This is a genomic window from Ferruginibacter paludis, from assembly GCF_030409685.1.
Classification (GTDB): Bacteria; Bacteroidota; Bacteroidia; order Chitinophagales; family Chitinophagaceae; genus Ferruginibacter; species Ferruginibacter paludis.
Genome location: NZ_JAUFQJ010000024.1, coordinates 165,588 through 181,990, shown reverse-complemented (window position 1 = coordinate 181,990; position 16,403 = coordinate 165,588). Strand labels below are relative to the sequence as shown.

General features: G+C 39.5%; 12 protein-coding genes. 7 read left to right on the top strand and 5 right to left on the bottom strand.

The annotated features are described in order from the left end of the window. Window positions 1-290: 290 nt before the first annotated feature. The 5 genes from QWZ08_RS25135 to QWZ08_RS25115 all read left to right on the top strand — a co-directional run bounded on the left by QWZ08_RS25135 (window position 291) and on the right by QWZ08_RS25115 (window position 7,079). Complete coding sequence (locus tag QWZ08_RS25135) at window positions 291-1,013, top strand: ABC transporter permease subunit (RefSeq protein WP_290340437.1); 723 nt, start codon at window positions 291-293, stop codon at window positions 1,011-1,013. Between the two features lie 11 nt (window positions 1,014-1,024). Continuing rightward, window positions 1,025-2,764 (top strand): gliding motility-associated ABC transporter substrate-binding protein GldG, encoded by a 1,740-nt coding sequence (gldG, locus tag QWZ08_RS25130; RefSeq protein ID WP_290340435.1) that lies wholly within the window; start codon window positions 1,025-1,027, stop codon window positions 2,762-2,764. A gap of 2 nt (window positions 2,765-2,766) precedes the next feature. Next, on the top strand, window positions 2,767-3,726 hold the full coding sequence (locus QWZ08_RS25125; RefSeq protein ID WP_290340433.1) for a TerC/Alx family metal homeostasis membrane protein: 960 nt from the start codon (window positions 2,767-2,769) through the stop codon (window positions 3,724-3,726). A 28-nt stretch (window positions 3,727-3,754) separates the two neighbouring features. Beyond that, entirely contained in the window at window positions 3,755-6,262 is a 2,508-nt protein-coding gene (locus QWZ08_RS25120) for a bifunctional UDP-N-acetylmuramoyl-tripeptide:D-alanyl-D-alanine ligase/alanine racemase (protein WP_290340431.1), read from the top strand. Between the two features lie 145 nt (window positions 6,263-6,407). Beyond that, on the top strand, window positions 6,408-7,079 hold the full coding sequence (locus QWZ08_RS25115) for a lipoprotein signal peptidase (RefSeq protein WP_290340430.1): 672 nt from the start codon (window positions 6,408-6,410) through the stop codon (window positions 7,077-7,079). A gap of 28 nt (window positions 7,080-7,107) precedes the next feature. On the opposite strand, the gene QWZ08_RS25110 is transcribed toward QWZ08_RS25115, so the two are convergent. The 5 genes from QWZ08_RS25110 to gltX form a co-directional block, all read right to left on the bottom strand. After that, a complete protein-coding gene (locus QWZ08_RS25110; RefSeq protein WP_290340429.1) occupies window positions 7,108-9,468 on the bottom strand; it encodes a T9SS type A sorting domain-containing protein in 2,361 nt (786 codons plus the stop codon). Window positions 9,469-9,772: 304 nt separating this feature from the next. Further along, window positions 9,773-11,173: a class II fumarate hydratase gene (gene fumC / locus QWZ08_RS25105; RefSeq protein WP_290340428.1), complete on the bottom strand. Its 1,401-nt coding sequence runs from the start codon at window positions 11,171-11,173 to the stop codon at window positions 9,773-9,775. 200 nt (window positions 11,174-11,373) lie between these two features. Next, window positions 11,374-12,153 carry an enoyl-CoA hydratase/isomerase family protein gene (locus tag QWZ08_RS25100; RefSeq protein ID WP_290340425.1) on the bottom strand — a complete coding sequence of 260 codons (780 nt, stop codon included), beginning with the start codon at window positions 12,151-12,153 and terminating at the stop codon, window positions 11,374-11,376. A gap of 85 nt (window positions 12,154-12,238) precedes the next feature. After that, a complete protein-coding gene (locus tag QWZ08_RS25095; protein ID WP_290340424.1) occupies window positions 12,239-12,646 on the bottom strand; it encodes a cobalamin B12-binding domain-containing protein in 408 nt (135 codons plus the stop codon). Window positions 12,647-12,669: 23 nt separating this feature from the next. Beyond that, window positions 12,670-14,199 (bottom strand): glutamate--tRNA ligase, encoded by a 1,530-nt coding sequence (gene gltX, locus QWZ08_RS25090; protein WP_290340423.1) that lies wholly within the window; start codon window positions 14,197-14,199, stop codon window positions 12,670-12,672. 239 nt (window positions 14,200-14,438) lie between these two features. Here gltX and QWZ08_RS25085 point away from each other — a divergent pair, with 239 nt between their 5' ends. Both QWZ08_RS25085 and QWZ08_RS25080 read left to right on the top strand, forming a co-directional pair. Continuing rightward, on the top strand, window positions 14,439-15,365 hold the full coding sequence (locus QWZ08_RS25085; RefSeq protein WP_290340421.1) for a hypothetical protein: 927 nt from the start codon (window positions 14,439-14,441) through the stop codon (window positions 15,363-15,365). A 251-nt stretch (window positions 15,366-15,616) separates the two neighbouring features. Then, on the top strand, window positions 15,617-16,249 hold the full coding sequence (locus tag QWZ08_RS25080) for a polysaccharide deacetylase family protein (RefSeq protein ID WP_290340420.1): 633 nt from the start codon (window positions 15,617-15,619) through the stop codon (window positions 16,247-16,249). Window positions 16,250-16,403: the final 154 nt, after the last annotated feature.

The window sequence follows — 16,403 nt, the reverse complement described above, 5'->3', positions numbered from 1 at the left end:
AAGCGTATGTTTTGGGTAAAAAGACAAACTTAAATGAGTTGTTAATTAGCTTATCTTTTACAATGACATGACGACTTTACAAAATGCTGCACGAAAAAAAATATTTTTTGAAATTATTTTCAATGACCCGGCATATGCCCCGTTTATGGACTCATTTTGCCGCTTAATTTTTTTAATAATTAAACCTGGTTAAAACACCATAATGAATTAATTCGTTGTTCACCAATCCAGGAAAACCAAAACTAATATTTGTAATTGGCTAAGTAGTAAATTGCAGCAATTTTATGCCTATGTTGAGTATATGTAAAAAAGAATTACACCAGTTTTTCAGCAGCCTTACAGGTTATATTTCTATTATCATGTTTTTACTTGTAAATGGCATTTTTTTATTTGTTTTGAAAGACAGCAATATTTTTGATTTCGGCTATGCTACGCTGGATAAATTTTTTGAGCTGGCTCCCTGGATTTTGATCTTTTTGGTACCGGCCCTTACCATGCGTTCGCTGGCAGAAGAATTTAAAACCGGCACTTTTGAAATTTTACAGACTAAACCCCTGTCACGCTGGCAAATAGTAGCAGGAAAATATGTAGCTGTTTTAGCGGTGTTACTTTTTGTAATTGTACCAACTTTTATTTACGTTTTTACAATAAAAAATTTAAGTGCGGTACAAACTGTTGACAGTGGCGGATTAACTGGTAGTTATATCGGGCTTTTTTTTCTGGCTGCTGTATTTGCGGCCATCAGCCTTTGCTGCAGCAGCTTTACGAATAATGCGGTGGTAGCTTTTTTGGTAAGTGCGTTTGCCTGTTTGCTGCTTTACTTTGGATTTAATGCGGTTAGCAAATTGCCTATGTTTGTTGGCAGTGCCGATTACTATATTGAAATGGCAGGAATTGATTTTCATTACCGCAGTATAAGCCGCGGTTTACTGGATAGCAGGGATCTGCTGTATTTTTTAAGCCTTATTTTTTTATTTCTTTTAATTACTGTGCAAAACCTGCGTAAACGATAAGCCAATTCTTCATGAAATCAATTTTGCAAAAAATAGCCAATACAAAGGCATGGTTGCCCTTAACAATTTTGTTGCTCGTTTTTATAAATTGGCTGGGGTCAAAATTTCATACCAGAGTAGATTTTACCAACGAACAAAGATTTACGCTTTCAGCTTCTACACAAAAAGTATTGCGGAATTTGGATAGCACAGTTGATGTAACTGTGCTGCTGGCAGGCGACGTAAAATCTGAGTTTAAAAAGCTGTCGAACAGTACCCGTGAACTGTTGGAGAATTTTAAAAATTATGGCGGTAACAAAATTCAATACAAATTTGAAATACCGGGTGAAGGGCTGGATGATTCCACAAAGGCTAATTTATTTGATTCTTTAGTTAATATGGGATTAAGGCCAACCAACCAGCAGGTACAGGTAAAGGAAGGCGAAGGCAAAACCCAGCGTCAGATATTTCCGGGAGCCATCATCCAGTATGGAGGCAGGTCAGTAGCAATAGATTTATTACAGGGCCAGGTACAAAAAAATGTTTTTAATTCGGATGATATTTTGGATAAGCAATCCCTCAACAGTGCAGAGGCTTTGCTGGAATATAAGTTTGCCAATGCAATACAGAAGTTAACTCAAAAAGACGTACCGGTGGTTGCGTATGCCTATGGCAATGGTGAGCCACCATTTGGATTTTTGCCGGTGAATGATGTTTTTCAAACACTGGGTAAAAATTTTATTGTAGATACCGTGGATGTAAGAACTCAGCCGTTTTTAAGTCCTGAATATGCAGCCATAGTAATTGTAAAACCTACAATAAAATTTACCGATGATGATAAATTTAAAATGGATCAGTATGTAATGAACGGCGGCAGACTATTATTTTTTATGGATGTGTTGTATGCAGAACGTGACAGTCTTCAAAATGGCGAACTGGTAGCTTATTCAAGAGACCTCAATCTGAATGATTTGTTATTTAAATATGGTGTAAGAATCAATACCGATTTACTGGCCGACAAACATGCAGACAAAATCCCGGTGGAAGTAGGTTCGGTAGGCGGAAAAAGTCAAAAGCAACTATTGACCTGGCCCTATGCTCCGTTACTACAGCCTGGTTCAGCACATGCCATAGTAAAAAACCAGGCAGACGTAGTAGGGCAATTTGCCAATTCTATTGATACAGTAGAAGCCGCAGGTATTACAAAAACGATTTTATTGTCATCTTCCGCCAATGCCTATACGTTACCTACGCCGGCAAGAATACAGCTGAATAGTTTACAAACAGTAGAAGATGTTGCCAGGTTCAACCGTAAAAATATTCCAGTGGCTGTTTTATTGGAAGGAAAATTTACCAGCATGTTCGCAAATCATGCAAGCCAGTCACAATTAGATACTTTAAAAGAGTATCACATTAATTTTTTAAGACAAAGTAAAACAGCCGGTAAAGTAATAGTAGTGGCAGACGCGGATATTGTTTTGAACCAGGTATCTGATATAATTGGTCCGTTGCCTATGGGAACGAATAAATACACCAATATTCAATACGCCAATAAAGACTTCTTTTTAAATTCTACGGAATACCTTGCAGATAAAAACAATATTCTGGATGCCCGGGCTAAGGATTATACCCTTCGGCTACTGGACGTTAAAAAGACTACTGACCAGCGTTCACTTTGGCAACTGGTTAATATAGTGGCTCCAATATTGCTGGTATGCCTTTTTGGATTGGGATATCAGTGGTGGCGAAAAAGAAAATATACTAAACAATAAACATGGGCAATACTGGCTTTTTATACCTTGTCTTTTCATTGGTAATTGTAGTGGCATTAGTTTTTGATCTTGGATTGCTAAGTAAAAAAAACCAGGTGATTACCATTAAAACGGCCCTTGTACAAACCCTCTTCTGGGTATTTTTGTCATTTGCTTTTTGTGTGTTTATCTGGTTTAGGAATGAAGGAGGTACCGGAAAACCAGATGCCATTTCTTTTCTTTCAGCTTATTTGCTGGAGTGGTCACTTTCAATAGATAATATCTTTGTTTTCATTATCATCTTTACTTTTTTTGGCGTAAAAGAAAAAAATTATTCAAGGGTGTTGCTGGCCGGTATTTTAATGGCCATCATATTCAGGATCATTTTTATTGCGGCAGGAAGTGAGCTGGTTGCAAGGTTCGATTGGATCATGTACGTGTTTGGCGTTTTTTTGGTTTACACAGGTGTAAAAATGTTTGGCAGTAATGAAGAAGAAGAGTTTGCACCGGATAAAAACTGGGCGTTTAAGTTACTTAAAAAAATAATGCGCACAACAGATGCAGAGCCGGATGGCAGATTTGTTATTGTAAAGAGCGGGCGGCTCTTTTTTACCAAACTGGCGATGGTGGTTGTTATGCTGGGATTGATTGATATTGTGTTCGCATTGGATTCTATCCCTGCTGTTTTTTCTGTTATACCCGATCCAGGCAAAAAAATGCTGATTTATTCATCGAATATTTTTGCCGTACTGGGTTTACGAAGTTTGTTTTTTTTATTGCGCGGGGCAGCCAATAAATTTAATTATTTACAGCAGGGTATTGCGGTAGTTTTGTTGTTTATAGGCATAAAAATGCTGATCGAAAAGTGGATTCATTTCCCTGTTTGGGTATCATTGCTCGTAATTGTTTTTTGTATAGGTTCATCCATTTTTTATTCGGTTTGGCATAAGCAAAAAAACGGTAGTGTGGAAACTCCGGAATAATTATTATTCATTCTTAATACAGTATTCATTGTATTCAATTTCAGAAATAGTACAAATAATTAAAGCCGATTGGGTGCAACAAAATGCCGCTGCAACCATCGATCATATTTTACTTGACAGCCGTAAATTATTATTTCCGGCATCTTCTTTATTTTTTACGCTTGGGGGACCAAGAAGAAATGGAATTATATTTATAGACGAATTGTATGAAAAAGGAGTTCGCAATTTTGTAACCGATCAGCAACTAAATCCTGATCACTTAAGTAAATATCCCGAAGCCAATTTTTTGCAGGTAAGGGATGCGTTACAATCGTTGCAACAACTTACTGCATTTCACCGCAAGCAATTTACTCTTCCTGTTATTGGCATTACCGGCAGCAACGGTAAAACTATTGTAAAAGAATGGTTATATCAATTGCTGCATAACAATTACAATATTGTAAGAAGCCCTAAAAGTTATAATTCCCAAATTGGTGTTCCGCTTAGTGTTTGGCAAATAAATGGAGCGCACGACCTTGGCATTTTTGAAGCAGGTATTTCTCATGCGGATGAGATGGAGCGGCTTGAGAAAATAATAACTCCGGGCATTGGTGTATTTACCAATATCGGTGACGCACACAGCGAAGGATTTTTAAACGTGCGGCAAAAAATAAATGAAAAACTAAAATTATTTCTGCACAGCGATGTGCTGATTTTTAATGCGGATGACCCGGACGTAAATAATGCCATTAATACATTTGCGGGTAACGTAAGAAGTCATGATAACTTTCAGCTTTTTTCATGGAGCAAAAATGCCAAAGCTGCTTTACAGATTATCGACATCGAAAAAAGCAATGGGCTTACAACTATAAAAGCTATTGATTACAGGCATGATAAAAGTGGCAAAGCCGTTTCAATAGCAATTCCTTTTACAGACGAAGCATCGGTTGAAAATGCTATTAACTGCTGGTGCGTATTGCTTTATTTAAGCACAGACGAACTACTTATTGCAGAAAAAATGCTTCAGCTGCGTTCTGTGGAAATGCGCCTGGAGTTAAAAAAAGGAATCAATAATTGTTCAGTAATCAATGACAGTTACAGCGCAGATATCAATTCGCTTACCATTGCATTGGATTTTTTAGTACAGCAACAGCAGCACTCAAATCGTACATTGATACTAAGTGATATTTTGCAATCGGGTAAAAGCGGCCGGGAATTGTACACCGCCGTTGCCGCTATTTTGGAGCAAAAAAAAATCAACCGGTTCATTGGTGTTGGTCCTGAAATTGTAAAGCAGCAGGCTGCATTTAAAAACATTCCACAGACAATTTTCTTTTCATCCACGGCTGAATTTAAGCAGCAATTTTATACCCTTCATTTTCATAACGAAACCATTTTGCTCAAGGGTGCAAGAGTTTTTGAATTTGAGCAACTAAGTCATTTACTTGAAGAAAAAGTGCACCAGACGGTGATGGAAATTAACCTGAATGCCATTACGCACAACCTGAAGCAATATCAGCAGGAATTGAAGCCGGGTGTAAAATTGATGGCAATGGTAAAGGCTTTCAGCTACGGAAGCGGCAGTTTTGAAATTGCAAACTTACTGCAGTTTCATAAAGTAGATTACCTGGCAGTCGCCTATACTGACGAAGGTGTAGAATTGCGTAAAGCTGGCATAACGCTGCCTATTATGGTGATGAATGCAGAAGATGTAACGTACGATTTAATGGTACAATATAATCTTGAACCTGAACTTTTTTCATTTGCTATATTAACCGGATTTCAGCGGTATTTGCTGCAATCGGGCATTACAAATTACCCGGTGCATATCAAGTTGGATACGGGTATGCACCGTCTCGGGTTTGAAGCAAAAGACATAGAATCCTTATCTGCGTTTCTTAAGTCATCATCAACATTTAAAGTACAATCTGTTTTTTCTCACCTGGTGGCAAGTGATACAGAAGAACTGGATGAATTTACACAAACGCAGGCCGACCTCTTTTTGCAAAGCTGCGATGCATTGCAAAAAATAACCGGTTACACTTTCTTACGGCATATTGGAAACACGGCTGCCATTCACCGGCATAAAAACTTACAGTTGGATATGGTTAGGCTTGGTATTGGTTTATATGGTATAGACAGTAGCCCGGCCATGCAGCAACAGTTAAAAAATGTAACTACTTTGAAAACTACCATATCCCAGATAAAAAATGTGAAGGCAGGGGAAACTGTTGGCTATAGCCGTAAGGGTACAGTCAAAAAAGATTCGGTGATTGCTACCGTTCGTATCGGCTATGCGGATGGCTACCCACGAGCATTAAGTAATGGCAAAGGAAAAATGTGGCTAAACGGAAATTTGGTGCCTGTTATTGGCGTAGTGTGTATGGATATGACGATGCTTGACATTACAGGAATCCATGTTGCGGAAGGGGATGAAGTGATTATTTTTGGTGAACCTTTATCGGTACATGATGTTGCCAGCTGGTCGAAAACAATTCCGTATGAAATATTAACTGGTATTTCTCAACGGGTTAAACGGGTTTATTTCGAGGAATAAATACATTACAATTAATGGGAATTTCGGCAGGTAAAGTAAAGTTTGTACGGTGTTTCATCGCTTCCAAAACCGCATGATTTCTAAAAACTAAATGAAAAAGCTCAGCTAAACCTTACATCGCAAACTATTATCTTTGCCAACTATTATGAAATTAAGAAACACAGCACTGATCATTTTTTTAGTTGTACTGGCAGACCAGGCATTAAAGTTTTATATCAAAACTAATTTTTATTTAGGCCAATCCCACAATGTGTTAGGCAAATCATTTCAACTGTATTTTGTTGAAAATGAAGGCATGGCTTATGGATGGAAATTTGGCGGACAGGCAGGTAAAATGTTGCTTACGCTGTTTAGATTGGGGGCGGTCATTTTTGGTGTGTGGTATTTGATCAACATCACCAAAAAGAAATACAACCGCGGGTTTATTGTTTGTGCAGCACTGATATTTGCCGGCGCGCTGGGTAACCTGATTGATAGTATGTTTTACGGAATGATATTCGAAGAGAGTAATGCGTACCATATTGCAACACTTTTTCCTAAACATAGCTATGCCGGCTTTTTACATGGTAAGGTGGTAGATATGCTGTACTTCCCTATTATCAGGGATACCCACTTTCCAAAATGGGTGCCTGTTTGGGGAGGAGAAGATTTTGAATTCTTTCGTCCGATATTTAATTTGGCAGATGCCTCTATCTCAACCGGGGTGATTGCTATACTGGTTTTTCAAAAACGCTTTTTTCAACACAATTCAGTTACTGAACCCAGAGATACTGTTGAAACCGGAGCCATCGTAAATGATGATGTGCAGATACAATAAAAAGCTTTAATTTTTTTTATTCAAATCACTATTCCATCTTAAGCATCCGTTTGGTAACGGAACTATTTTCATAATAAATTGTCACACTGTAAATTCCCGGCGTTAAAAACTCAAGATTGTTTAGCGTAAAATTGTTAAGGTCTTTTTTGCCATTTATCATCTGCTTATACACGCCCTGTCCCATCGCATCGGTAATATAGAATCTGACTACACCGGCTCTGGGCAGGTTATAATTAATACTGATAAAATCTGTAAATGGATTTTTAAATCCCAACACTTCAAAAGTGGATTGTTTAGGACTTACTACGACTGTTTCACTGTATTTAGACGAACCGTCAGTTCTGCGGAGCCTTAAACGAAAATAGGTATCCCCTCTTATTACTTCATTATCATTGGTATAATAAGAATTGAAAGTGGTTGAATTGCCGGCTGGCTTTTCAGTCGCTTTTTCAAAATGAACCCCATCCGCACTTTTCTCAATTTCATACCTGGAAAGGTTTATTTCATTTGATACAACCCAGGTTAAAACTGTTTTAGACTCGTAGTTTAGTTTACCTGTAAAGGAAATGATATTGGATTCCAATACTGCCGGACAGGAAATTACTTTTACCAAAATGTAATTCCCGTCGGTAAAAGAACAGTTGCTACTTGAAACATTGGCGGCGCTTGTACCCAACACAACCCTGAACAAATGGCCGCTATCCGAATGACTCACGGTGAAAGGTCCAAAGTTGGCAATGTATTGATACTTCCCGTTTACCGGTGGTCCAATAGTCACGTTTCCAGAGCTGGTTGCCTGCGGAGGCGTACCCCATGTTACGCCGCCATCTGTGCTTCTCTGCCATTTGTAGTAAGAATATTTTGGGTTGTAAGAATATCTTACCGTGTCGGCAAAAGTTAATTGTGTACCCGTAGTGCAACCCAATGCAATTGGTTTGTAATTCATAGTAGAAGATGGACCGCAGGTACCGAGTGCCAGGTCATCCAATACCCAGTCATTACCGCCACCACCGGAAGCATTATTGCGGATGGAAATTACAGCCGCCGTTTGCCCGGGTCCTGTTTTGAAAACAAAACCTTTTTTTACCCAGCCCAGACTATCCAGTTCCCCGCTTGAATAAAGATCAATATCATTAATAGCAAATGTAAGATTGGGCCGTACACCGCTTGAGTAAGTGCTCACACTATTCTGATCAATTCCGCAGCGTCTGCAAATATTTTTTACCCAGGCACTGAATTCATAATAAGTATCAGGACATAAACCTGACACAGTTTGCCTGTATGCTTCGCTTGTAACAACATCCGCATTTACCATCAGCATGTAACCACCCTTGCTGCCTGGCGCCGGTGCCGGATTACCTGTAGAATTATTGGTACCGGTATGGTCGCCCATAATATCCCAAAAACCGCCAAACATCCTGTTTACACAACTATCGGCTGTGGGAATTGGTAGTATAGCTGTACAGTTCGGCTGCATTCTCGCATTTGGATTGGTACTGCCGGTAGGGCTTGTATTATTTACGATGGCATAAGATCCATCGCCGATTGCAACGGACCGGCTTGCCGCTAGGTAGCTGTAGTTAGGAATTATATAGGCTGGCCCGTAACTTCTGTTTTGTATATAGCCACTATCAAAAGTGCCGGTAGCTTCAACAGCCAGGTTATTACCGAGGGCATTGCCGCATAAGGCGGTTGCAGTGGAGTCAATATAAATTTTGTAGGGTACAGCATTGATAGTTGTATCCGATCCTGAAGATGTTTTTCTGTAAACAAGTTTTCCAACTCCTAAAGTTATTGTATCGCCGGGATTACCTGTAACTTTAACTCTGAATGCCGTTGTTAATAATGCTCCTCCAAACAATTTAGGTATATACCCACCAATCAATATATAACCTGACCCTGTATTGTCGGTTAATTTTCCAGGGTTAGAACCTGGATCACCCGCAGTTGTACCAACGTTAATTCTTACCTGGTATTCACCGGAGTTAGGATTTGGAGTATACGTTCCTGCATCATCTCCGGCATTGAGTGAATAATTTTGTACCGTAAGGCCTTCATTTGTTATAAGGCGTAAGGAGTCGGCAGCGCCGGTATTCATGCTCGTCTTTAACGGAACACTGTCATAGTATCTTACATTCCATATTTTATAGGCATTACCATTAGGGACTTTATTACTTGCATTATAAGTTGGGCCTAAAAAATAATTGGTCCTTATTTCTAGAATATCTCCTTTCTGCACGGCACCACCCGTCGTTCGTTTCGTTACGTTAACATACCCGTTTCCATATCCCAGTAATGGATTGTGTTGTCCGTAGGTTGTCTGCAAAATGCACAACAATAACCCGGTAAAGAACAACGCAATATGTAATGGTGAGTAAAAATGTTTCATAATAGGTATCAGGGCTGGATATTATAACAAGGGTATTTTAAAATAATATTGCTGATTTTTTAAAATGATGAACCCGATGCTAACAGAAACGGAAATTTGTTAAAATTATTTCGTTTGTATATTGACAGGGGGAAAATACTTCTCTTTCCCGGCCTGCATTGTAGCACTTTTACTGCTTTTTTTGTAGGGGCAACACGTCAATCTTAGTAGAAGAAGTTTTATGATCACAATTTTTTTAAAAACAGTGAAATAACAACAAAGGCACCTTCCTGGGTGCCTTTGTATAACTGTTATAAGTGAAGTTTTATTTTATCTTTCCAACCATATTGGCAGGTATAACCCACTCATCAAATTCCTGCGGTGTAACATAGCCCAATTTTACTGCCATCTCTTTTAATGTTGTTCCTTCTTTATGTGCTTTCTGTGCAATTTCAGCGGCCTTGTAATAACCAATCTTTGTATTTAATGAAGTAACCAGCATCAGTGAATTATCTACGTGTTTTTTAATATTGGCTTCAATCGGCGCCAATCCTATAGCACACTTATCATTGAATGAAACACAGCCATCACCAATCAGCCGGGCACTATGTAAAAAATTATAGATCATGACCGGTTTAAAAACATTCAGTTCAAAATGGCCCATGCTTCCACCGATACCTATTGCAACATCATTGCCCATTACCTGTGCGGCAATCATGGTAAGCGCTTCGCACTGCGTCGGGTTTACTTTACCCGGCATGATTGAAGAGCCAGGTTCATTATCCGGAATAAAAATTTCGCCAATACCCGAACGTGGACCGGATGATAACATACGGATATCATTCGCAATTTTCATTAAACTCACGGCAACTGTTTTCAAAGCACCATGGGCTTCAACAATGGCGTCATGCGCAGCCAGCGCTTCAAATTTATTTTCTGCAGTTATAAAAGGAAGGCCGGTTAATTGGGCAATGTGTTTGGCTACATTTTCGGAATAACCATCGGGAGTATTAATACCTGTTCCTACAGCTGTGCCACCCAATGCAAGTTCACTTAAATGAGCCAATGTATTTTTAATTGCCTTTAAGCCATGGCTTAATTGTGATACATAGCCGCTGAATTCCTGTCCCACAGTTAATGGGGTAGCATCCATAAAATGCGTACGCCCTATTTTAACTACCTGCATAAACTCCTTGCTTTTTGCAGCCAGTGTATCCCTTAATTTTTCAATGCCGGGAATGGTGATTTCTATTAAAATTTTATAAGCCGCAATGTGCATGGCAGTCGGAAATGTATCATTGCTGGATTGTGATTTATTAACATCATCATTGGGATGCAAAAACTTTTCTTTGTCTTCCAGTTGTCCGCCATTGATTACATGCCCGCGGTAAGCCACTACTTCATTTACATTCATGTTGCTCTGGGTACCGCTGCCGGTTTGCCAAACTACCAGCGGGAAATAAGCGTCTAATTTTCCATCCAAAATTTCATCACATACCTGGCCAATCAAATCGCATTTTTCTTTGGACAAAACACCGGCATCAAAGTTGGTCAGCGCAGCAGCTTTTTTTAAGTAAGCAAATGCTTTGATAATTTCTTTGGGCATTCTGTTAATGTCCTGTGCAATTTTAAAATTATCAATGCTGCGTTGTGTTTGTGCGCCGTAGTACGCTTCAACAGGCACTTTTACTTCACCCATTGTATCTTTTTCAATCCGGTATTCCATATAGTTATTTTTTAGAGTTTTTTATTCGCCGCAAAGTTAATTATTGCAGTACTAAATAATAAGCAATTATGATAATAATCATAGGCATTTGGAAAGCGGGGTAACTGCTGTAATCATAGCAACAGCTGACGGCATGCCTGCACAGGCTCATCTCTATGAAGATTGGTGTTGCAATTATATGCAGGATGGAACTACTGAGGTTATTTGCCGGTGAACAAAGCCTTTCGCTTTTCTAAAAATGCACTTGTTCCTTCCTTCATATCTTCCGTTGCAAAGCAGTTACCAAAGGCATTTATTTCGGTAGCATAGCCATTGGACGTTGAATCGTAAACAGCATTTGCGGCCTGTATACATGCTGCGATTGCAAGCGGTGCTTTTGTATTAACGAGCGTTAAAATCGCTTTGGCCTTAGGTAATAATTCGTCTGGGGAAACAACATAGTTTACCAAACCGTATTGCAGGGCTGTAGCCGCATCAATCATGCTGCCACTAATGAGTAATTCTATTGAACGGCCCTTTCCTATCAATTGGGTTAAACGTTGCGTACCGCCATAACCCGGTATTAAACCAAGGTTTACTTCCGGCTGACCAAATTTAGCGTTGTCGCTGGCAACCCGGAAATGACAAGCCATTGCCAGCTCACATCCTCCACCCAAAGCAAAGCCGTTCACAGCGGCTATTATAGGCTTGGCACTCCTCTCTATTTTAAAAAAAATATCCTGCCCTTTTGTTGCGAGCGCCATGGCCCCTGCTTTATCAAGGCCATTGAATTCTGTAATATCTGCCCCGGCAACAAAAGCTTTATTGCCTGCGCCGGTAATGATTGCAGATTTGATTGATGGATTGTTTTGTATTTCATCTATCACATTGTCAAGATCAGCAAACACATCTTTATTTAAAGCGTTTAATTTATCAGGCCTGTTGATAGTGATGGTAAAAATACCGTTTTCCAAAGACGTAAGTAAAGTTGAATGACTCATGTTATTTTATATTATCGTTTGCAGATCATAGCAATAGAAATTAACAAGGGAAAGAAGTGGAGGTAATTTTAAAATCTATCTGATACTAAAAATTTCTGTTCAATTTTACCCAATCCTTAATGTACGATGCTATCTCGCTGGTGGTGGCGCCCGGTGCAAATAATTTGCCTACACCAATTTTATTCAATGCTTCCATATCCTCATCCGGTATAATGCCACCGCCTGTAAGTAACACATCATCCATTTGTTTTTCCTTCATCAAGGCAATCACTTTTGGAAAAACAGTATTGTGTGCACCGCTGAGTATACTGATGCCAATTGCGTCCACATCTTCCTGTAATGCAGCATTCACCACCATCTCAGGGGTTTGCCGCAAGCCGGTATAGATAACTTCCATGCCGGCATCTCTCAATGCTGTGGCAATTATTTTGGCGCCCCTATCGTGGCCATCCAGTCCAACTTTAGCTACCAGCACCCTTATTGGTCTTGTCATGTGTGAGGCATTTGATGAATCAATTATTGAAGCAATGCTAATGTATATTCAATTCTTTTTATTGTGCTCTCTTTACCAATTGCTGAAGCTATCTCAAAAACACCCGGACCAAATTTTCCACCCACCAGCATAAGGCGTAAGGGCAACATCAGCTCGCCTGTTTTTAGCTGGTTCGCTGCGGCCAGTTCTTTAAAACTTATTTCCAGTTCACCTGAATTCCACAATGTGCTTAATTGCCATGATTTTATTAATTCTACAAAAAACATGTTTTTCTTTTCGTCCCATTTTGGCTGTATAGACGTTGTGTCAACGGTAGCCGGTGCCTGAAAAAAGAAATTGCCCTGGGTAAAAAAATCGGGTAATAAGGTACAACGCTCTTTTACCAGTTCCATGACCTTTTTTAAATAAGCATCATCCGCTATCGTTATGCCTTTTGATTCAAAAATATTTTTTACCCTTTCTGCATAGTGACTCACATCCAGTTTCTTTATCCACTCATGATTAAACCATTTGGCTTTTTCAAAATCGAATTTGGCGCCACCCTTATGTACTTTTTCGATATTAAATTTTGCTATCAACTCCTCCATAGAAAAAATCTCCTGCTCTGTTCCATCATTCCACCCCAGCACAGCCAGCAGGTTAATAAAAGCTTCCGGCAAAAAGCCAATTTCCTTAAAACCTTTGGTTATTTCTTTTGTCACAGGATCGGCCCAGTCCATTGCATACACTGGAAACCCAAGGCGGTCGCCATCTCTTTTACTAAGCTTGCCATTACCATCCGGTTTCAATATTAATGGAAGATGCGCCCATTGTGGCATATTCTCCAGGCCAAACAGATATTGCCATAACAGAATGTGCACAGGTGCACTTGGTAACCATTCTTCACCACGGAAAGCGTGTGTTATTTTCATTAAAAAATCATCCACCACTACTGCCAGATGATAAGTAGGCATGCCATCTGCTTTCAGCAATACCTTATCATCTACTGCGTTGGTGTCAAAGGAAATTTCTCCCCTTATCATATCGGTAAAGGGAACAAATTCATCCGGATTTATTTTAATGCGCACCACGTAAGGGGTTCCGGCATCGAGTAGTTGTTGTGTTTCTTCCGGTAAAAGTCGCAGAGAATTATTCATATTCATGCGCACATGATGATCATATTGCAAACTGCTGCTGCCTTTTGTTTTCAGCAGGTCACGCATGCGTTCCAACTCGGCCGGGGTATCAAAAGCGTAATAAGCACGGCCATCTTTTACCAGCTGTTCCGCATACTGCCGGTATATTTCTTTTCGTTCGCTTTGGCGGTACGGGGCATAAGGACCGCCCTGTAATACACTTTCGTCCGGGTTTAAACCACACCATTGCAGGCATTCAAAAATATAAGCTTCTGCGCCTTTAACAAATCTGTTTTGATCGGTGTCTTCAATTCTTACTATAAAATCACCATCGTGCTGCCTGGCAAATAAATAATTAAATAATACGGTACGCACGCCTCCCAAATGTAATCCTCCGGTCGGGCTGGGAGCAAATCTAACTCTTACTTTTTTTGACATATTGCAAAGATAGGAAGACGGCAAATAGTGTTTTGGTTCAATTTCTCAATATCGCCCAGGCAAGACAACAAGTTTTGTATAAAGAGGGGGGACCAAAAACCAGTCTGTAAGCAAGGGCTGCCGTATGCAATCTTTATGAACCGCCGATAATTTTTTCGCAGATTATTAACGAGCAGTTAAACTTCTGTACAAAATATTCATCTATAAAATATCGTTCATTAAAAAAGCCAAAAAAAATCATGCAAGTAAAAATCCGTTCAATCGCTGCTATTAGTTTAATAACGGCGATTTCATTTGTAAGCTGTAAAAAAACAGATACAACTACCACGACAACCGACCCCACTACAGAGTTAACTGCACAAACCGACGATCAGTCGAATGTTTCCTCTACTTCCGACGCAGTTGAAAATGATGTTAATGCCTACCTGGATAATAACGCAGCTTTTAACGGCAGAATGGAAGGCGTACAGGGAATGCCATGCAACGCAACTGCAGTAGCCGATTCTGCCAATGGGATCAGAAGAATTACAATTACCTATAATGGCACCAGCTGTTCGGGCAAGCGCACGCTAACTGGTGTAGTAGTGATGTCAATGCCAATAGGAACACATTGGAAAGATGCAGGGGCTGTATTAACGGTTAATACACAAAACTTAAAAGTTACAAGGGTAAGTGACGGTAAAAGTATTGTTATCAATGGTCTAAAAACTATCACCAATGTAAGTGGCGGAAAGCTTAGCCAACTGTCATCAGGATCAATTACCCATACCATTTCCGGTACAGATTCAGTTACTTTTGACAATGGCAAGCAAAGGATCTGGCAAGTAGCCAAACAAAGAGTTTTCACTTACAATAATGGTTCCGTAATCACTACAACCGGTACACACACAGAAGCGGGCGTAAACGGCATAGCAGAATGGGGTACCAATCGCTTTGGCAATGCCTTTGTAACTGCTATCAGTCAGCCGCTGGTGATCAGGCAGGATTGTGATTTCAGATTGGTAAGCGGTACCGTTGTACACAGCAAATTGGTAGCCGATGTAACAGTAACTTTCGGACTGGATGCAACAGGCACACCTGTTACATGCCCCAATGGAAGTTTTTATTTTAAGGCTGTATGGCAGGGTGTAAATGGAGTAACTAAAACAGTTATTTTACCTTACTGATTATAGATAAATATTGTATAAAGAGGTTGTCTCAAATGAAGAGGCAATCTCTTTGTCGTTTATAAAGCAGCACCAAAACCGCTGGAAGAAATAGGAAGTAATCTTTTGGTTGAAGCCAGTTTGCTTATCAGGATTTTTTTTAAATATTATTATTAAACACCCCTGTGATAATAATAGTAATAGCTTTGTGATGACGGCTTACGGCGTGATATTGTCCGCATTTTTAATAAGCCTTCGCATAAAAATAGCGTATGTTTTATTTTATCAAAACGCCCGGATGGCTGAAAAAAATTTACTCCGGTTGCACCTGGCAGATGAACATCGCCGAAAAAAAAATATATCTCAGTTTTGATGATGGTCCGCATCCGGTTGCAACGAAATTTGTACTGGAAGTACTGGAAAAATACAATGCCAGGGCAACCTTTTTTTGTATTGGCAAAAATGTGGCAGCATATCCGGAAGTGTATCAGCAAATATTGGCTGGAGGTCATGCTGTCGGGAATCATACATTCAATCATTTGAATGGCTGGAAAACACCGGTTGGAATGTACATTGAAAATATTGAGCAGGCACAGCAATTAATCAAGACCAACCTTTTTCGGCCACCTTATGGAAAAATCAGTTTCAAACAATTAAAGGCGTTGTCAGTAAAACAACCCACATTAAAAGTAATTATGTGGAGTGTTTTAAGCGCAGATTTTGACATAAAAATAACGCCGGAAAAATGCTGTAGAAATGTGCTCGAAAATACCGGGAATGGTTCTATTGTAGTGTTTCACGACAGTGAAAAAGCATTTGAAAATTTACAATTTGCGCTACCAAAAATGGTGCAGCATTTTTCACGTCTTGGTTATAACTTTGAGAAAATAGATTGCGTAAATTAATGGGCTAATTATTTGATTTTGTCGATTCTCTATACATCAAAAAAAGTGGGCCGGGGTAGAAACCCTGGCCCGTTTTTAATCCGTACCCTATGAAAACTGGCCGAAAGGTACTAAGTAGTTTCTGAATTAACAATATTATTTTAACAATATTTTG